Source organism: Rhizobium sp. BK650, from assembly GCF_014195325.1.
Classification (GTDB): Bacteria; Pseudomonadota; Alphaproteobacteria; order Rhizobiales; family Rhizobiaceae; genus Rhizobium.
In genome coordinates, this window is sequence record NZ_JACIBK010000015.1 from 77225 (window position 1) to 95051 (window position 17827).

The window sequence follows — 17827 nt, forward strand, 5'->3', positions numbered from 1 at the left end:
TCAACCACTCACCCTTTCCAGATAATGTAGGCGCCGAGTACGGCGGAGATTGCTGCCGCAAACCACACCGAAAGTCCGAACGGTTCGATGAACCGCATCCAGAGCAGGGAGAGCGCGACCCAGATCACCACCGAGATGAACAATCGGTCGAACCAGTTCGTCTCGATTGGCAGGAAGCCCGGTTGTTTTTCATTGTCTCGAGAGCCGGAAGCCATCCGCTATCCTTTCACTGCGCCGAAGGTCAGGCCGGCAACGATGTGACGCTGCACCACCGAGAAGACGATGAGCGCCGGGACCAATGTCAGCATCGAGATCGCCGCCATGATGCCCCAGGCCGTGCCTGTCGTCGTGACATATTCCGACAGGCCGGTGGTGAGCGTGCGGGCGTTGAAATTGGTGAGGGTGGCGGCAAGCAGATATTCGTTCCAGGCAAAGACCCAGGTGAGGATCAGCGTCACCGCAAGTCCCGGCCGTGCCAGGGGAAAGACGATATCGTAGAGGACCGTCCAGGGACTTGCGCCATCGACATAGGCAGCCTCGTCCAGTTCCTTCGGAATACCCTCGACGGTCGGGCGCAGGGTCCAGATGGCGAAGGGAAGATTGAAGGAGCAATAGACGAGGATCATGCCGATCCTGGAATCCGCCAACGAAAAGTCGCCGATCCTGTAGACTTGAGTGAGAAGCAGAAAGAGCGGCAGCAGGAAGACCGCCGGCGGCGCCATGCGGTTGGTGATCGTCCAGAAAAAGATGCTTTCCTTGCCCGCGAGGTCGAAGCGCGTCAGCGCGTAGCAGGCAAGAAAACCAAGGGTCGTCACCAGGATGGCATTTCCCGACGAAATGATCAGCGAGTTGAACATGTATCGCCGTAAGGTCTCATTGGTGAGGACGTCCTGGTAGTTTTTCCAGAAGAAGCTCTTGAGGACGACATCCGGCGTCGAGAACAGATCGAAAGGCTGCTTCACTGATATGACGAAGAGCCAGTAGATCGGGAAGAGTGTCGCGAAACTGATCAGAATCCACAAGAGAACTGGAAGCCACGGATTTTGCCGCCTCATCGCGTCAGCCTCTCTTCACACGGGGAGCAATCAGGCTGACATAGAGCAGCCAGCAGACGACGATCGTCAGGTAGAGCACGACAACCGAAATGGCTGAGCCGTAACCGTAATTCGTCTTTGGAAAGACTTCCCTGAAAATATGGACGCCAATGTATCGTGTCGAGGATCCGGGACCGCCGCCGGTTAGCATCAGAACTTCGTCGACCGTGCGTAGCGCGTCCATAAGTCTGATGAACACCGTAGCGATCAAGGCCGGACGGATCAGGGGCAAAGTGATGTGCCAGAAGATCTGGCTCTTGCCGGCGCCGTCGATCTGCGCCTGCTCGAAAGGGTCTGGGGGAAGCGAGACCAACGCAGCAATCAGCGACAGCGTGACCAGCGGCGTCCAGTGCCAGATGTCCATGATAACGGTGACGGTGAAGGCCGCCAGTGCGCTCTGGCCGATGTTCAGATCATAGCCGAACCAGTGTCGCAGCAGATAGGGGATGATGCCGATCGACGGCGTTGTCATCAGTTTCCAGACCGATCCGACGATGATGGGCGCCATGATCAGAGGAAGAGTATGGATGGTGCGGAAAAATGCCTTGCCCGGAAAGTCCTTCATCAGCGCCTGGGCGAGCACGTAGCCAAGGATGAGTTCGGAAACGACGGCAAAGAAGACGAAGGCGACGGTAATGCCGAGAGAGGCTAGGAACTGCTGGTCGAAGACGAGGCTCCGGTAGTTCGATGCCCAATTGAAGACCATCAGCGGATTTGCGGCAAAGGGGTTCCACTGATGAAACGAAACCCAGACGACGTAGATGAAAGGAAAAATGCCGAAGAGCCCAAGGATCAGGATCGTCGGTGACAGCAGCAGCCATCCAAGCTTTTGTGAATGCATCGCCTCATCCTCTTCGGCCCCCTCAGGGGTGCCTCTTGAGCCAGAAAAGGAGCGGGCCGCCAACGAAGACGACCCGCCAAGGTGGGGAGGATGACTTATTTGCGATAGCCGAGGGATGTCAGCTCTTCTTCCGTCTTGGCAGCCATCTGATCGAGCCCTTGGTCGGGCGCGATCTTGCCGGTCAGGATATCGAAAAAGATCGGCAGGGTTGCTTCACGCAGCTGGGCGTGGAACGGATAGGGAGGGGCGCCGGCGAAGAGTTTACCTTCGTCCTTGAGCATTGTGTAGAAACCGCCCAGCTTGACGTCCATCGCCTTGACCTTTGGATCGTCGAAGGTTGCCTTGTTGGTGATGCGCGGTGCAGCAATCGCCCAGTCCGGCTGCACGTCGTTCTGACCCATGAATTGGAGGAAGAGCAGGGCTGCGTCCTTGTTCTTGGACGTCACCGGCAGGCCGAAGGCGCCGCCGTCATAGTAGCCGATGTAGCCCTTTCCGGACTTTGCATCCTCCAGAACGCCTGGCTCAAGCGGCGGCAGGGCAAAACCAACCTTGCCGACCACCTTAGACTGTGCAGGATCGCTGGCGATCCATGCGGCGTTTTCGCCGTAGATCAACCCTTGAGCGACGCGGCCGGCAGCGAAGGTCGTAGCGGTTTCCGTCCAGGTCGACTGAGTTGATTCCGGCGGAGCGATGTCGCGCAGGTGCAGCCAGTATTTCAGTGCAGCCTTCGCTTTATCGCTGTTCATCGCGCCACCATGCTCGACCGTCGCTGCATAGTTGTTGCTGGCGTCGATGCCCCAGTTGTAGACGCCGAAAGTCGGCACGATGGATTCGAAAAACTCGTACCAGGACGCAGCGTGACCCGTATGAGCCTGGGCAGTCGTGCCCCAAAGCTCAACGCCGTTATCCTTGCCGTACTTGGTGAAGAATTCGGCGATCTGCGTGTAGTCTTCATGCGTGGTGGCCGGTTTCAGATCCTTGCCGGTTTCCTTCTTGAACGCTTCCTTGATCTTCGGATCTTCAAAAAGGTCCTTGCGGTAGAGGTAGGTCTTCAGGAACGCTTCCATCGGTACGCCAAAGAGATCGCCGTTCTTGTCCTTGAAGTAGTCGGCGAAGCTGGTGAAGTTCGCGTCGTCGTAGGTCGGCGCCTTCAGATCCGCCTTATCCTTCAGCGTCTGAGTGATGTCGACGAGGAAATTCCGGGACAGGTACGAGTAGATGATGTCCTGCTCGATATAGACCATGTCATAGATGCCGGTCTTGGCCTCCATATCCTTGATGGCCTTGTCGTACATCTGATCCCAGGACGTCGTCTCGATTTCGACCTTGATGCCGGTCTTCTTTTCGAATTCTGGAGCCAGCACATTCTTGATGTAATTGGACGGCGGCGTGCTTTCGGTCACGCCATGCAAGGTTACGCCCTTGAACTTGGCGCCGGCGTCGGACCAGAAATCTGCCCAAGCCGGCGAAGCGGCGGTGGCGAGGCTGAGCGTCAGCGCAAGCGCGCTAGCCTTCAAAGCATAATTCATTTCAATCCTCCCAGATAGCAGCGAGATTATGTCGCCGAGCCATATGTAGACCAAAAATACCATTCCCGCAATATTTGTTGTCTAAGCATGCAAATAGATGGCATTAGGCTATTGATTTCGATGGACACTAATTCACCCGGTTGAGGCCTACGCAGTCAAATTGCTGCACCGCAACGAATTTTTGTTCGACAAAACGCCTAGCATGCGAAATTTATTTGTTGCTTTGCCATACTAAATGCCTTAGCTGTTGCCTGATAAAGGGCTTTTCATTGAGGGCAGAGGTTATGCGCCGATTGGGTATCCACTCATTTGTATGGACAGGCGGCCAAACTCACGAAGGCCTTGAAATGGCCCTCAACAAAACGGCCGAGCACGGGTATCGCACAATCGAATTCGCCTATCTGCGCCCCGAGAAATTTAATCTCGATCGTCTGGCGAAACTTGCGCAGTCGCTCGATGTCGAGATCGGCGTGACGATGGGCTTGCCGATCGACAAGGATATTTCAAGCGAGGATGCGCAGGCCGTCTCGGCTGGCAGGCAGGTGCTGGCCGATGCCGTGCGTGCAGTCCGCGACATCGGCGGGAACAAACTTGGCGGCATCCTTTATTCCGCGCACACAAAATATAACCGGCAGCCGACGAAGAAGGGCTGGGACAACAGCGTCGCCGCTATCGCCGCAACGGCTGATATCGCGAAGGATGCCAAGGTCGATCTCGTGCTCGAGATCGTCAACCGGTTCGAAACAAACCTTCTGAACACGACGGCCCAGGGGCTGAAATTCATCTCCGAGACCGGGTCGGACCACGTCCGGCTGCACCTCGATACTTTCCACATGAATATCGAGGAAGCAAATCCGGCCGCGGCAATCCGCCTTGCCGGCGACAAGATCGGCTACTTCCATATCGGCGAAAGCAATCGCGGTTATCTTGGCGACGGCGTCATCAACTTCGATCTGATTTTCGATGCGCTGCTCGACATCGACTATAAGCGCGACATCGTGTTCGAGAGCTTTTCGACTGCCGTCGTCGATGAAGGCCTTTCACTCGCCTGCGCAATCTGGCGCGATACGTGGACGGACAATGATCCGCTGGCCGCCCACGCCAAACGGTATATCGAAATGAAATATGAAGAAGCCAAACGGCGCCGCGTCACGAACGCGCGCCCCTGATAATCCTTCTGCCGATCTGCTCCGTAAGTGTAGGCTGGAGCGGTCGATTTGAAGGGAATAAACATGAACGACACGGTCTCCATCGGAAGCTCACCGCGCAAGATCAGGCAGAACAATATCGTCGCAGCGCTGCAGACGATCTACAGCCACCGCCGCCTGAGCCGGGCCGATCTGGCGCGCAAGCTTGGAATGAACCGCTCGTCGTCAGGAGAGATCGTTGCCGAGCTGACGCAGAGCGGTTTTGTTCAGGAGTCGGAGGAGAGCAGCAAGCAGCGCCCGGAGCAGTCGCGCGCCGGCCGTCCGGGCATCATGCTCGAACTGGTTGCGGAAGCCGCCTTCTTCGTCGGCATAGAGATCGGCGTCGAGCACATATCGGCCGTCGTCGTGGATCTGTCTGCAGACGTCAGAGTCTGCCGCAAGCTGGCCTTCCAAACGCCGTCTGCGACGGTGGAAGAGGCAGTGGGGCGCGCTATCGAACTGATCACGGATGCCATGTCGAAGGGCATGCTGCAGCGCTGCAAGGGCTTTGGCATATCCACGCCGGCACATATCCGGCCGGATGGATTTGTCGCGCTTGCACCGATCATCGGATGGCGTGACGTGCCATTGAAGGAGATTGGCCGGAGCGCCTTTCCGACTGATGTGCCGATCGCGGTCGAAAACGATGCCAATGCTTTCGCAATTGGTGACAGTTATCGTCACGGCGCTGCCGGTGTAACGCTCTTTTTGCTCATGGAGACCGGCGTCGGCGGAGGGATCGTGATCGACGGGAAACTGTTTCGTGGCGGCCACGGTCTGGCCGGCGAAATCGGCCACACGCTGGTGCCGGGGAGCGGTGGGCAGAAATTCGAGCAATTAATCGGCCGAGAAGTGCTGATCAGGCAATATCGGGAGGCAACCGGACGGGCGGACGGCGATCTTCAAGAGTTCCTGATCGACGTGCGTGATCGTGTTCCGGATGCTGTGAACATAGCTGAGACCTGGTCGCGGCACCTTGCCTATGCGCTTCTGCAGGCCTGTCGTCTGATCGATCCGGACCGGATCGTTCTCGGCGGTTCTGTGGCATCGCTCTATCCGATGGTGGCCGCCCGCGTGGCGGTTCACATGTCGGAGAGCCAGAATATTCCCTTCCCGACCCCCAGGATCGTCGTGGATGACGATGCGGAGTTCGGCTCCGCCTTCGGGGCGGCATGCATGTTGCACCAACGTTTCCTGTCGCTCGAAAACGAGGAATTCAGCGGTGAGGACGGTACGGCGCAGCGATCAATTTAGCGACACCTATTGAAAGCAGGATTGCAATGACTTCAGTGCTGGCTCCGGATCATCTCGGTCCTACCGTTTGCGTCGGCGAAATCCTGGTCGAGATCGTTGCCACAACGATCGGAGAGGGGTTTCTCGAGGCTCAGCCGCTCGTCGGACCATTCCCGAGCGGGGCGCCGGCGATTTTTGTCTCGCAATGCGGACGGCTCGGCGGAGCGGCAGCAATGGTAGGCGCGGTCGGCAGCGACGATTTCGGTCGTGTCAATGTCGATCGCCTCCGAAACGACGGTGTCGATGTGTCGACCATTTCCGTCGATCCCGAATTCCCGACCGGCAGCGCCTTCGTCCGCTACCGCACGAACGGGTCGCGTGACTTCGTTTACAACATTGCGAAGTCGGCGGCCGCACGCTTTGGCTGGTCTCAAGGCGTTAGCGATCTCATTCGCCGGAGCGGACATCTTCATGTCATGGGTTCGGCTCTCTCCGTTCCGAGCGCGCGAGAGGTGATCGACAAGGCGGTCGACATCGTCAAGGCGCGGGGCGGCACGCTCTCGATCGATCCGAACATCCGCAAGGAATTGCAGCTCGATGGCGACACGGAGCGCCGCTTTGCCGAACTTGTCGCCACGGCCGATCTTCTGCTGCCTTCGGGCGAGGAGCTTGAACGAGCCGCAGGCGTCACCGGCGAAGCTGAGGCGATCAGCCGTCTGTTCGAAATCGGCGTGAAGGAGATCGTGCTGAAGCGGGGTGCGAAGGGCGCGAGCTATTTCGGCAAGACGGGCGAACGGATCGATGTTCCCGCTTTCCTCGTCGAGGAGGTCGATCCGACCGGAGCCGGCGATTGCTTCGGCGGGGCATATCTTACGTGTAGACGGCTCGGAATGCCTCCATCGGAAGCGCTCACATATGGTTCAGCGGCAGGGGCGCGCAATGTATCGGTCCTCGGCCCGATGGAGGGGGCAGGCACGCGCGAGGAACTCGATGCCTTCATCGCCTCGACGCAAAGGCGCTCCTGATGCATATTAAGTTGAACGAACTGGCGCCACTCAGGGCACAGGGCCGTCACGCAGGGATCACCTCGGTCTGCTCGGCCCATCCGATTATCCTGCGGGCAGCGTTGCGCCACGGCCGTGATCATTCGAGCACGATCTTGATCGAGGCCACCTGCAACCAAGTCAATCATCTTGGCGGCTATACGGGGATGACGCCTGCGGATTTTGCCGCACTTGTGCTGCGCATTGCCGACGAGGAGAACTGCCCGGAAAACCTCATCGTGCTTGGCGGTGATCATCTTGGACCGAACCCTTGGAGGGAACATACGGCTGAGGCGGCCATGGTGGAAGCCGAAAGAATGGTGGCGGCCTATGTCGATGCCGGATTCGGCAAGATCCATCTGGATACGTCGATGGGGTGCATGGGTGAGCCGGCCGCTTTGGATGACGAAACCACGGCTCATCGCGCTGCGCGGTTAGCCGCTGTCGCGGAGGCTTCGGCCAGACGAGGAGCGGGCGCGATGCCGGTCTATGTGATCGGCACCGAGGTCCCTGCGCCTGGCGGCGCTGATCACGCGCTGACCGCGATCGAGCCGACTGCAGCGCTGGCCGCCCGCCGGACGATCGATATCCATCGCCGTGTCTTCGCCGGGGCGGGTCTCACAGAGGCGTTTGCGCGCGCCATCGGTCTGGTGGTGCAGCCGGGTGTGGAATTCGATAACCGCAACGTCATCCGCTACGACCCCAGCAAGATCGATGGGTTGAGGCAGGTGCTCCAGGACGAGCCGCAATTCGTGTTCGAGGCCCATTCCACCGATTATCAGGGCGCCGATCCGCTACGCGGGTTGGTCGAAGATGGGTTTCCTATTCTCAAGGTTGGTCCGGAATTGACCTTCGTGCTGCGCGAGGCGCTCTATGGGCTTGATCTGATCGCGTCTGATCTCGTGCCTGATTATGGCGAGCGTCCGCTATATACCGCGATGGAGGCGCTCATGCTGGCGCACCCGGAAAACTGGTGCCGTCATTATCACGGCACTGATGATGAGCAGCGCTGGCTTCGCCATTTTTCGCTATCCGATCGCATCCGATACTATTGGGCATCGAAGGAGGCGCAGTCGGCAGTCGCACGTCTTTGCCAGGCGCTTGCCGGAAAACGCGTGCCGCTCCCACTGTTCTGGCAACACATGCGGCAAGCAGAGCAGTTTTCTGAAGCACCACTGGATCCCGAGGAGGTTCTGATCTGGCGGGTGACGAAGAGCCTTGCAATCTATCATGCAGCATGCGGCGCAAGCAGATAAGCCGCTCAACTGAGGAGGAAAGAATGACTGAATTGAAAGGGAAGGTCGCAGCAATCACCGGCGCGGCATCGGGTATCGGGATGGCGTCGACGGAGGCAATGATCGCGGCGGGCGCCACGGTCGTCCTCGTCGATCGCGACGAGAAGGCACTGGAATCGGCTTGCGAACGACTTGGCGAGCAAGCGATACCTCTGGCTCTGGATCTGCTCGATCCGCAGGCATGTGCTGCGCTTCTCGACCGCGCGTTGTCGAAGGTCGGGCAACTCGACATTCTGCATGCCAATGCCGGCACCTACATCGGCGGAGACCTCGCAGATGCCAATCTGGACGCGATCGACCGGATGCTGAACCTGAACGTCAACGTCGTCATCAAGAACGTCAGGACCGTCATTCCGCACATGGTTGAACGCGGCACCGGTGACATCATCGTCACAAGCTCAGTCGCGGGCCATGCACCCGTTCCATGGGAGCCGGTCTATTCGCCATCAAAATGGGCAATGCATTGCTTCGTCCAGACGATGCGTCGCCAGCTGCTGAAAAGCGGCATTCGTGTCGGCTCCGTTTCGCCGGGGCCAGTCATCAGCGCGCTGCTTGCCGACTGGCCGGAGGAAAACCTGCGCAAGGCGAAGGAGGCCGGCGCACTGATCGAACCCAAGGAGGTAGCGGACGCCATCATGTTCATGCTGACGCGGCCCCGCAATGTGACGATCCGGGACATCGTCGTTCTCCCAAGCGCCTTTGATATTTGAGGAGCTGAACCATGAGTTACCAGGAGAAATTCCGGCTTGACGGCGAACGCGCCGTCGTCACCGGCGGCGGGCGCGCCATCGGACTTTGCTGCGCCCACGCACTCGCCGAAGCCGGTGCAGCCGTCGTCGTCATAGAGCGCAATGAATCCGATGCAGAACAGGCTCTGGCGCTCAAAGACAAAGGATACAACATCGAGCTGCGCCTCGGCGACGTGACCGATTCTGCGCGCATGGAGGCGATCGCCAATGAACTCGCCGCCAGCGGCCGCCCGGCGACAATCCTGGTGAACAATGCAGGCATCGGCCAGAACGGAATTGCCGCCGAAGATGTGACGGATGCCGATTGGCTGCGGATGATGAATGTCAACGTCAATGGCGTGTTTTGGTGCTCGCGTTCCTTCGGCCGCCATATGGTGGCGATGAAACGCGGGGCGATCGTCAATCTCGGCTCGATGTCCGGCATCATCTGTAACCGTCCACAGCCGCAGACGGCTTACAACGTTTCTAAGGCTGCCGTTCATCACCTCACCCGGTCCATGGCCGCCGAATGGGCGCAGCACGGCGTAAGGATCAACGCGGTTGCCCCGACCTATATCGAAACGCCGATGGTCGCGGCTGTCGAAGCCAATCGGGAGCGAATTCCAATCTGGCTCGCCGACACGCCAATGGGGCGAATGGGCGCGCCGGAGGAGGTCGCAAGCGCGGTCCTCTTCCTCGCATCCGGTGCGGCAAGCCTGATGACCGGAGCAATCGTCAACGTCGATGCAGGATTTACCTGCTGGTAGACGCGTACCTTTCTTGGATAATATTGAGGAGCCGGTAATGCCGCCGGCCTCTCAGCCCGGCGCTGTTGAGACCGAGATCCCGGGAAAGCTTGGCGTCAGGGAAAGCAATCGCCCGCTATTTCAACCGCAAATGGCGGATCTGATACGGGCAGGGCATCTTTGTCGTCCCGAAGACCTGGCCCAAGCTGCGCCTTTCCCCACTTCAGCGGATACCCTCGTCAACGGCTTGAGGGTCATGTCGACGGTGGGATCTATGTTGCCTGAAATCGAGAGCTCGGAAGCCTCCAGCGGCTTCCAAGCAATCCCGCAGTTGTCAGAACGACAGCTCCTTGGCTTGCGCATTGATCTTCTCACAGGCCTCGCCGAGCGGATCGCGCCTTGGCACGAGTGGGGAAACGCCAAGCAGGAGAAGCGCTTTCAAGTGCATCCAGCCGCCTCCCAGCACTGGCGCATAGGATGCCATCACAACCTTCTCTTCCCCATAGAGGCGCTTATATTCGGCAAAGTTCGAGAAGATCTCGTGATTGCTATCCTTGAGATGGAAGCTCTCGGCGGCTGCCCCTTCGGCGAGTATGACTTCATGCGTATCGAGCATGACGGCGTAATACTCGATCGCGGTGTCGTCGGCCGGAATGACTGGTGCGATTGTCGTGCCGTTCACCAGTTCTTTCACCTGGATCAGAACGCCGTCCAGAAACAGCGCATGTCCGGGCGACAGGTAGAGATCGCAATGTGGTGTGCGACCGTCCAGCGCACCGCGGGAGACGCGGATCGGCACAACGTTTTTATGCCAGTGCGCGCCGCTCTTCTTGAAGGCTTGGCGGCCGATCCACTTGATCGGAAGGGCGCTGCCGTCGGGAAGGGCAACGCGGTCGCCGATGCGCAGATGCTCGACCGGCCTTTCACCGCAATCTGTGAGGATCGCCGTCCCGCGCAGGAAGCAGTTTGCGCCACCGCCACCAAACCCTCCACCCGGACCACCGCCATCGGGACCTCCGTGTCCATCGGGGTGTCCACCAGGGCCTCCGTGTCCACCAGAGCCGCCTCGCCCCCAATGGCGCCCCATGGCGCTTGTGGGAGACGTCGAAATTGCCGTCGCCAAGGCGGCCAAGCCGGCAAGCTTAGCGCCGGCGGCAGCGGCAATACCTAAAAAATGCCTGCGCGCGGCGTGACGTGGCAGCTTCGGATCTTCTCTGGAGGACATGCTGGTCTCCTATTTTGAAATGACAACTGCGTTAAATATTACAATAGGTTGCCCTCTGTTCAATTCGCAGAACAGCGGTGGTGCTTACTCAAAAGGGAGTAGCCAATAGATGTAGCCCTGGTGAAGGGAGCAGTCACTTGCCATAGGAGCGCAAGCCAATGCTCTATGACACGACAGCGCGATGCTCAAAGCGCGTAACAAAGAAGTGCTCTTCCAGTGATGCCGCAATGTGATCCGCGCCGGGAACACCTCGAACGGACTTCCATCTGATCTCGTAGATCAGCTCGCGATGGCCGTCATTGCTATCTGTGAGCCCTGTAAACGTCGCTTCGGAAAGCTCGACAGCGATAGTCTTCAAATTCGGAATGCCGGCGTCGACCGGCAGTTTGATGACGACAACGCCTTTCTGTTGACCAGATACCCACCGGTCTACCTGTTTGAGAGGGGAAAGGATCAGGACGGCAAGGATGGTCACGATGGTCCCGACCATGATCTGTCCACCGCCGAAGCACAAGCCGATTGCCGTGATCAGCCACAGAGTGGCCGCCGTGGTCACTCCGGTTGCGACGTCGCCCCTTTTCAGGATCGCTCCGCCGCCTATAAAGCCGACGCCGGTAAGGACGCCGAGTGGGAAGCGCAAGATGTCCATTGAACCATTGGCGCTCTGGCTCGTCGCCAAAAGGATGTTTGCCTGGATCATCGACAGACAGGCAGCTAGTCCGACGAGGATGGTTGTGCGCAGTCCGGCGACATGCCCCCCTCGCTCCCTGTCGAGGCCGATAAATGCGCCGGCGATGATCGTTGCGGTCAGTCGGATTGCGATCTCCGTCCAGCTCGGCGTGATTGGCATCAGGTCGATCAAATCCAAGTGCGCGCTCCCCTTGTCACCGATCAGCGTCTTTGGCTCGCGATATGGAGGCATCGGCCTTATGCAAGGGCGCTAAAACCGGATCGCTGCCGTATGTTTTTCGCGCGGAAAACTAGAGCGCAGCCGGCAAGCCGACCAGTAGAATCCGTCAGCGGGGTAGCAAGGCCGGTCACGAAATCGGCAGGTGCTGGAGGCTCATTCCGCGGATACATGTTGGCGCAGACTTCCGGCCGAATGGCGGATAACATCTGAAATTATCAGGAGCTGTTTGACCAGTGGCGTCGAATTGCGCCAGATGATTCCGATCGTGCGCAGAGGTCGCGGCGTGCGGAACCGGGAAATGGAAACATCTGCCGAGCGCGTCTCCACCGGCACTGCCATTTCGGGAATAAGCGTAACGCCAATGCCGGCGCTGACCATCTGCACCAGCGTCGAAAGCGAGCTGCCCTCCATGATCTCCCTGGGACGCGTCGATTCTATGCCGCAGAAAGACAGGGCCTGATCACGAAAGCAATGTCCTTCTTCCAGCAGCAGCAGGCGCATTTCGCGCAGCGCTTCTGGTTCCGGCACCGGCTTGCCTTCGTCTTCGCGATGCCGGACCAACACAAATTCCTCTTCAAACAGCTTGATCTCCGTGAGTGATGGTTCCGATACCGGTAATGCGACGATCGCCAGATCCAGTTCGCCCTGCGCGACTTCATGCACAAGTCTTGCCGTTAGCGTCTCGCGGACCTGGATCTCGATATTGTCAAAGGTTCTGTTCAGATCGCTGATGATCGCCGGCAGCAGATAGGGTGCAATTGTCGGAATGATGCCGATCCGCAGTCGCGTCAGCAGCTTGTCCTGAGATGCGCGGGCAAGATCCCCCAGTTCGTCAACGGCGCGCAGAATGTCACGAACCCTCAGCGCAAAGAGCTGTCCGAAGGCGGTCAGCCTGACCTCTCGCGCACCACGTTCGAAGAGATTCCCACCGAGCTCTTCTTCGAGTTCCTTGATCTGCATGGACAAAGCAGGCTGCGAAATCGCACAGGCGTCGGCGGCATGCCGGAAGCGGCCATGACGTGCTAAAGCTTCAAAATAGCGCAGCTGCCTGAGAGTAACGTTGGTCATAAGCCGAACTTATCGCAGTCATCAGTAAATCCAACTTAAATTTATCACATGCTTCCGATAAAACAAAATGAGAGGGAGGATGCGTGCCGCCTTTATCGCCTTGGAGCGAGGTGCAGGCGCGCAATCAGGCCCAATAGTTTAACGGACAAGGCGACTTCAGAAGGGTCGTCTGGAACAACAGGAGAAAACTATGGACCAGAAACCTGACAGTGCGGGCAGATGTCCCGTTGACCATTCGGCTTTCCGCGGCAGCCGCAATCGCGACTGGTGGCCAAACCAGCTCGACCTGCAGGTCCTGCACCATCATTCCGCTCTTTCCGATCCGATGGGCAAGGATTTCGACTATGCCGAGGAGTTCAAGAAGCTCGATCTCGATGCGGTGAAGAAGGATCTTCATGCATTGATGACGGATTCTCAGGACTGGTGGCCGGCAGACTTTGGCCATTACGGCGGCCTGTTCATCCGCATGGCCTGGCATAGTGCCGGGACCTACCGCATCACCGACGGCCGCGGCGGCGCCGGTCAGGGACAGCAGCGTTTTGCACCGCTCAACTCCTGGCCTGACAACGTCAACCTCGACAAGGCCCGCCGCCTGCTCTGGCCGATCAAGCAGAAATACGGCAACAGCATTTCCTGGGCTGACCTGCTGATCCTGACAGGCAATGTCGCGCTCGAATCCATGGGCTTCAAGACCTTTGGTTTCGCCGGCGGCCGTGCCGACGTCTGGGAACCGGAAGAGCTCTATTGGGGTCCGGAAGGCACCTGGCTCGGCGACGAGCGCTATAGCGGCGAACGCGAGCTGGCAGAGCCGCTTGGCGCCGTGCAGATGGGCCTCATCTATGTCAACCCGGAAGGCCCGAACGGCACTCCCGATCCGCTCGCATCCGCTCGCGACATCCGCGAGACCTTCGCCCGTATGGCAATGAACGACGAGGAGACCGTCGCGCTGATTGCCGGCGGCCATACCTTCGGCAAGACCCATGGTGCGGGCGATCCGTCCTTCGTCGGCATCGATCCGGAAGGTGGCGAGCTCGAAGCCCAGGGCCTGGGCTGGGCGAGCACGTTCAACAGCGGCGTCGGACGCGATGCCATCGGTAGTGGTCTCGAAGTCACCTGGACACAGACCCCGACGAAGTGGAGCAACTACTTCTTCGAAAACCTCTTCGGTTTCGAATGGGAACTGACGACGAGCCCGGGCGGCGCTAAGCAATGGGTTGCAAAGAACGCCGAAGCCACCATTCCGGATGCGTACGATCCATCGAAAAAGCAACTGCCGACGATGTTGACCAGCGATCTGGCGCTGCGTTTTGATCCGGTCTACGAAAAAATCTCGCGCCGCTTCCTGGAAAACCCGGCTGAGTTCGCCGATGCTTTTGCTCGCGCCTGGTTCAAGCTTACCCATCGCGACATGGGGCCAAAGGTGCGCTACCTTGGCAAGGAAGTGCCGGCCGAAGACTTGATCTGGCAGGATGTCATCCCGGCCGTCGACCATCCACTTGTCGACGACCAGGACATCGCCGCTCTCAAGAGCAAGGTCGCCGCCTCCGGTCTTTCGGTGCAGGAACTGGTCTCGACGGCTTGGGCATCCGCCTCGACCTTCCGGGGCTCCGACAAGCGCGGTGGCGCCAATGGTGCGCGCATCCGTCTTGCCCCGCAGAAGGATTGGGAGGTCAATGAACCGGCGCAGCTCGCCAAGGTTCTGGGTGTTCTTGAGGGCATCCAGAAGGACTTCAATGCTGCGCAGAGCAGCGGAAAGAAGATCTCGCTCGCCGACTTGATCGTGCTTGCAGGTGCAGCCGGCGTCGAGAAGGCGGCTAAGGCTGGCGGCCACGACATCGTCGTGCCGTTTACACCGGGCCGCATGGATGCATCCGCCGAGCAGACCGACGTTGCGTCCTTCGCGGTTCTGGAGCCGCGTGTTGACGGTTTCCGCAACTATGTGAACAGCAACCGCAAGCAGTTCATGAAGCCCGAAGAGGCGCTCGTCGACCGTGCTCAACTCTTGACGCTGACTGCGCCTGAAATGACCGTGCTCGTCGCCGGTCTGCGGGTCCTGAAGGTGGGCAAGCCGGAGCATGGCGTCTTCACCGCGCGCCCGGAAACGCTGACGAACGACTTCTTCGTCAACCTGCTCGACATGGGCACCGTCTGGGCTCCCGTTCCCGGCAAGGACGGCGTCTACGAGGGGCGCGATCGTAAGACGAAGGAACTCAAGTGGACCGGCACCCGCGTCGACTTGATCTTCGGCTCGCATTCACAGCTTCGCGCCCTTGCTGAAGTCTATGGCCAGTCGGATGGCAAGGCGAAGTTCGTCAAGGATTTCGTTGCGGCATGGAACAAGGTCATGAACGCCGATCGCTTCGATCTCGTCTGATTGAAAAGCTCCCTTTAGACGCGGCGAACGCCGCGTCTAAACAGGTAGATCGCCATCGAAACTATGCATCCCTTGTTCGGTCTCGGTTAGCTCAATTCTTTGCCGGTCTTCTCTTTCAGCGGGGCCTCGCAATCTCATCAGCTGAGAGCCCTGAATTTTTCGCGAGGCAGTCCGGTATCGCCGGGTTCGCACAAGATGTCGCTAAGCATAGGCGCGGCGGTGAGCGCATGTTTTTTGATATCAGCAAAGAGAGACGATGCGTCGGCTAGTTGCCGACTGCGCTATCAAGTGCGTGTTCGGGGATCTTGCGGCTTGCACCATAATCACGCTCGTGGGCGGAGCGAAAACGCCGTTCGGCCCAGCTGGTCAGATCATGATGGTAGCGGTCGGTCATGCCGTCGGCATAAGTGCCGGTGTCCGCGCCCAAGTCTTCGGTCGACGGCTTGATCGAGAAAAATTTGAACATCTTTAGCGGCCTCCACAGCGTGCTATCAACACGCGGATGTGTCATTCGGTTCCTTCTAAAAGATGATTATATCGAAAAAATTAACCATGTTTAAACGGCAGCACGCGTTTGAAGCGGGTGCCGCCTGATTGCTTAACATTATTATGCCTGATGCAGGAGCAGCGCCAGCAGCTGCTGCAGCGAAACGCCTCCCAGCGGATGGTTGTCCTGTGATACGACGATGGCAGAGGAGACGCTGGCGCGAGACATTTCGCGCAGCGCGCCCTCGATGTCCATGTCTTCGCAAAGCCGCAGCTGGCTTTCGACCGGAATTTGCTTCGCGACAGCACCGATCTTGATAACCCGGCCGCGATTGACCTCCTTCACAAAGGCGGCGATGTAATCGTTGGCGGGATTGAGGACGATCTCAGCCGCCGTACCCTGCTGGATGACCTCACCGTCACGTAGGATGGCGATTTTCTCTCCGAGCCGAAGAGCTTCGTCGAGATCGTGAGTGATGAAGACGACGGTTTTCTTTAGGTCTTTCTGCAGATCGAGGAGGACGGTCTGCATGTCGACGCGGATCAACGGATCGAGCGCAGAATAGGCTTCGTCCATCAGTAGGATTTCGGCATCATTGGTGAGCGCCCGCGCCAGGCCGACACGCTGCTGCATGCCGCCGGAAAGCTGGTTCGGATAATGCCCGCCAAAACCCTCCAGGCCGACGCGTTTGATCCACGCATTGGCCCGGTCCTCGCGCTCCGCTTTTGCGACGCCCTGGATTTCCAAACCATAGACGGTATTCTGCAGCACGTTGCGATGGGGTAGAAGTCCAAAACGCTGGAAGACCATGGCGGTCTTCCGGCGCCGGAATTCGCGAAGCTGCAGGGCGTCCATGCGGCAGACATCTGCGCCGCCATAGAGGACTTCGCCCGATGTGGGATCGATCAGCCTGTTGATGTGACGGATCAGCGTCGACTTGCCGGAGCCGGAAAGACCCATGATGACGGTGATCTTCCCGCCGGGAATGGTAATGTTGATGTCTTTCAGCCCTAGCACATGAGCATGCACCTTGTTGAGCTCGGTCTTCGACATGCCCTTGCTGACGGCTTCGACATAGTCGCGGCCGCGCGGGCCGAAGATCTTGAAGAGGCTACGGATCTCGATCGAATTACTAGCCATGCACGATCTCCCGGTGCTTCTGGAGCCGCAGGCCGTAGGCTTGGCTTATCCGGTCGAAGATAATGGCAATGCCGACGATTGCGAGACCGTTGAAGACGCCGAGGGTGAAATACTGGTTCGAAATGGCCTTGAGAACCGGCTGGCCAAGGCCTTGAACGCCGATCATGGAAGCGATGACCACCATGGCGAGTGCCATCATGATCGTCTGGTTGATACCGGCCATGATGGTGGGAAGTGCCAGCGGCAGTTGGACGTTGCGAAGTTTCTGCCAGCTTGACGAGCCGAAGGCATCAGCTGCCTCCAGCACATTCTCGTCCACCATCCGGATGCCGAGATTGGTGAGACGGATCATCGGCGGCAGGGCATAGATGACGACGGCAATGACACCGGGCACGCGACCGATGCCAAGAAGCATGACGACTGGGATGAGGTAGACGAAACTCGGCATGGTCTGCATCACATCGAGGATCGGGTTGACGATCCTCTGCATTGTATCGGATCGCGCCATCAGGATGCCGAGCGGCAGACCGATGACGATCGAAAGCACGGTGCAGACGAAGATCATCGACACCGTCTTCATCGTATCCTGCCACATGTCGAAATAGCCGATGATGGCGAGGGTCAGAACACAGCCGAGGACGACCTTCCAGCTGCGGCTGGCAAACCAGGCGATGGCGGCAAAAGCAATCAGAATGACCGGCCAGGGCGTGCCGGTCATTAGCCGTTCTGCCCAGATGAGAAAACTTTGCAGCGGGCTGAAGGCTGCTTCGATGCTGTCGCCATAGGCGCGCGTGAAGGCGCGAAAACCTTCGTCGACGCTCTTCTTCAGCTCGCGCAGCACATCGTCATTCATTGTCGGAAATTTCCAGAGCCAATCCATAGCGGTTCCCCAAATAGATAATGGCGGCGGCCGATTGTTGTTTTGGC

17 protein-coding genes are annotated in these 17827 nt (G+C 58.7%); 7 read left to right on the forward strand and 10 right to left on the reverse strand.

Annotated features, from left to right (window positions below; translation table 11 throughout):
- Window positions 1–8: 8 nt before the first annotated feature.
- The 4 genes from FHX15_RS27290 to FHX15_RS27305 form a co-directional block, all read right to left on the reverse strand.
- Window positions 9–215 (reverse strand): DUF2160 family membrane protein, encoded by a 207-nt coding sequence (locus FHX15_RS27290; protein WP_184401476.1) that lies wholly within the window; start codon window positions 213–215, stop codon window positions 9–11.
- Between the two features lie 3 nt (window positions 216–218).
- Entirely contained in the window at window positions 219–1055 is an 837-nt protein-coding gene (locus tag FHX15_RS27295) for a carbohydrate ABC transporter permease (protein WP_184401477.1), read from the reverse strand.
- A gap of 4 nt (window positions 1056–1059) precedes the next feature.
- Window positions 1060–1935, reverse strand: coding sequence for a carbohydrate ABC transporter permease (locus FHX15_RS27300; protein WP_184401478.1), 876 nt, complete (start codon window positions 1933–1935; stop codon window positions 1060–1062).
- 95 nt (window positions 1936–2030) lie between these two features.
- Window positions 2031–3464, reverse strand: a complete 1434-nt coding sequence (locus tag FHX15_RS27305) for an extracellular solute-binding protein (protein ID WP_184401479.1) — start codon at window positions 3462–3464, stop codon at window positions 2031–2033.
- A gap of 284 nt (window positions 3465–3748) precedes the next feature.
- On the opposite strand from FHX15_RS27305, the gene FHX15_RS27310 reads away from it, so the two are divergent.
- From FHX15_RS27310 to FHX15_RS27335, 6 genes are all read left to right on the forward strand, one after another.
- Window positions 3749–4633, forward strand: coding sequence for a sugar phosphate isomerase/epimerase family protein (locus tag FHX15_RS27310; RefSeq protein WP_184401480.1), 885 nt, complete (start codon window positions 3749–3751; stop codon window positions 4631–4633).
- A 63-nt stretch (window positions 4634–4696) separates the two neighbouring features.
- Entirely contained in the window at window positions 4697–5905 is a 1209-nt protein-coding gene (locus FHX15_RS27315) for an ROK family protein (RefSeq protein WP_184401481.1), read from the forward strand.
- Window positions 5906–5931: 26 nt separating this feature from the next.
- The gene (locus FHX15_RS27320) at window positions 5932–6909 is read left to right on the forward strand and encodes a sugar kinase (protein WP_184401482.1); all 978 of its coding nucleotides are present in this window, start codon (window positions 5932–5934) and stop codon (window positions 6907–6909) included.
- Window positions 6909–8183, forward strand: a complete 1275-nt coding sequence (locus tag FHX15_RS27325) for a class II D-tagatose-bisphosphate aldolase, non-catalytic subunit (RefSeq protein ID WP_184401483.1) — start codon at window positions 6909–6911, stop codon at window positions 8181–8183. The genes FHX15_RS27320 and FHX15_RS27325 overlap by 1 nt, the downstream gene beginning before the upstream one ends.
- 23 nt (window positions 8184–8206) lie before the next feature.
- Entirely contained in the window at window positions 8207–8932 is a 726-nt protein-coding gene (locus FHX15_RS27330; RefSeq protein WP_184401484.1) for an SDR family oxidoreductase, read from the forward strand.
- An 11-nt stretch (window positions 8933–8943) separates the two neighbouring features.
- On the forward strand, window positions 8944–9717 hold the full coding sequence (locus FHX15_RS27335; RefSeq protein ID WP_184401485.1) for an SDR family NAD(P)-dependent oxidoreductase: 774 nt from the start codon (window positions 8944–8946) through the stop codon (window positions 9715–9717).
- A gap of 313 nt (window positions 9718–10030) precedes the next feature.
- On the opposite strand, the gene FHX15_RS27340 is transcribed toward FHX15_RS27335, so the two are convergent.
- From FHX15_RS27340 to FHX15_RS27350, 3 genes are all read right to left on the reverse strand, one after another.
- Window positions 10031–10921: a Hint domain-containing protein gene (locus FHX15_RS27340; protein ID WP_184401486.1), complete on the reverse strand. Its 891-nt coding sequence runs from the start codon at window positions 10919–10921 to the stop codon at window positions 10031–10033.
- Between the two features lie 163 nt (window positions 10922–11084).
- Entirely contained in the window at window positions 11085–11771 is a 687-nt protein-coding gene (locus tag FHX15_RS27345; RefSeq protein ID WP_246779113.1) for an MgtC/SapB family protein, read from the reverse strand.
- A gap of 213 nt (window positions 11772–11984) precedes the next feature.
- Complete coding sequence (locus tag FHX15_RS27350) at window positions 11985–12899, reverse strand: hydrogen peroxide-inducible genes activator (protein WP_184401488.1); 915 nt, start codon at window positions 12897–12899, stop codon at window positions 11985–11987.
- Between the two features lie 190 nt (window positions 12900–13089).
- On the opposite strand from FHX15_RS27350, the gene katG reads away from it, so the two are divergent.
- Window positions 13090–15273, forward strand: coding sequence for a catalase/peroxidase HPI (gene katG, locus FHX15_RS27355; protein WP_184401489.1), 2184 nt, complete (start codon window positions 13090–13092; stop codon window positions 15271–15273).
- 265 nt (window positions 15274–15538) lie between these two features.
- Here katG and FHX15_RS27360 read toward each other — a convergent pair whose 3' ends face one another.
- The 3 genes from FHX15_RS27360 to FHX15_RS27370 form a co-directional block, all read right to left on the reverse strand.
- Window positions 15539–15739, reverse strand: a complete 201-nt coding sequence (locus FHX15_RS27360; protein ID WP_184401490.1) for a hypothetical protein — start codon at window positions 15737–15739, stop codon at window positions 15539–15541.
- A gap of 141 nt (window positions 15740–15880) precedes the next feature.
- Window positions 15881–16900 (reverse strand): glycine betaine/L-proline ABC transporter ATP-binding protein, encoded by a 1020-nt coding sequence (locus FHX15_RS27365; RefSeq protein WP_184401491.1) that lies wholly within the window; start codon window positions 16898–16900, stop codon window positions 15881–15883.
- Window positions 16893–17780, reverse strand: a complete 888-nt coding sequence (locus FHX15_RS27370; protein ID WP_184401492.1) for a proline/glycine betaine ABC transporter permease — start codon at window positions 17778–17780, stop codon at window positions 16893–16895. The genes FHX15_RS27365 and FHX15_RS27370 overlap by 8 nt, the downstream gene beginning before the upstream one ends.
- Between the last annotated feature and the right edge of the window lie 47 nt (window positions 17781–17827).

Bases quoted from the DNA above. Each gene is read 5' to 3' on its own strand.
- FHX15_RS27290 (WP_184401476.1), bottom strand. From the start codon at position 215: ATGGCTTCCGGCTCTCGAGACAATGAAAAACAACCGGGCTTCCTGCCA.
- FHX15_RS27295 (WP_184401477.1), bottom strand. From the start codon at position 1,055: ATGAGGCGGCAAAATCCGTGGCTTCCAGTTCTCTTGTGGATTCTGATC.
- FHX15_RS27300 (WP_184401478.1), bottom strand. From the start codon at position 1,935: ATGCATTCACAAAAGCTTGGATGGCTGCTGCTGTCACCGACGATCCTG.
- FHX15_RS27305 (WP_184401479.1), bottom strand. From the start codon at position 3,464: ATGAATTATGCTTTGAAGGCTAGCGCGCTTGCGCTGACGCTCAGCCTC.
- FHX15_RS27310 (WP_184401480.1), top strand. From the start codon at position 3,749: ATGCGCCGATTGGGTATCCACTCATTTGTATGGACAGGCGGCCAAACT.
- FHX15_RS27315 (WP_184401481.1), top strand. From the start codon at position 4,697: ATGAACGACACGGTCTCCATCGGAAGCTCACCGCGCAAGATCAGGCAG.
- FHX15_RS27320 (WP_184401482.1), top strand. From the start codon at position 5,932: ATGACTTCAGTGCTGGCTCCGGATCATCTCGGTCCTACCGTTTGCGTC.
- FHX15_RS27325 (WP_184401483.1), top strand. From the start codon at position 6,909: ATGCATATTAAGTTGAACGAACTGGCGCCACTCAGGGCACAGGGCCGT.
- FHX15_RS27330 (WP_184401484.1), top strand. From the start codon at position 8,207: ATGACTGAATTGAAAGGGAAGGTCGCAGCAATCACCGGCGCGGCATCG.
- FHX15_RS27335 (WP_184401485.1), top strand. From the start codon at position 8,944: ATGAGTTACCAGGAGAAATTCCGGCTTGACGGCGAACGCGCCGTCGTC.
- FHX15_RS27340 (WP_184401486.1), bottom strand. From the start codon at position 10,921: ATGTCCTCCAGAGAAGATCCGAAGCTGCCACGTCACGCCGCGCGCAGG.
- FHX15_RS27345 (WP_246779113.1), bottom strand. From the start codon at position 11,771: ATGCCAATCACGCCGAGCTGGACGGAGATCGCAATCCGACTGACCGCA.
- FHX15_RS27350 (WP_184401488.1), bottom strand. From the start codon at position 12,899: ATGACCAACGTTACTCTCAGGCAGCTGCGCTATTTTGAAGCTTTAGCA.
- katG (WP_184401489.1), top strand. From the start codon at position 13,090: ATGGACCAGAAACCTGACAGTGCGGGCAGATGTCCCGTTGACCATTCG.
- FHX15_RS27360 (WP_184401490.1), bottom strand. From the start codon at position 15,739: ATGTTCAAATTTTTCTCGATCAAGCCGTCGACCGAAGACTTGGGCGCG.
- FHX15_RS27365 (WP_184401491.1), bottom strand. From the start codon at position 16,900: ATGGCTAGTAATTCGATCGAGATCCGTAGCCTCTTCAAGATCTTCGGC.
- FHX15_RS27370 (WP_184401492.1), bottom strand. From the start codon at position 17,780: ATGGATTGGCTCTGGAAATTTCCGACAATGAATGACGATGTGCTGCGC.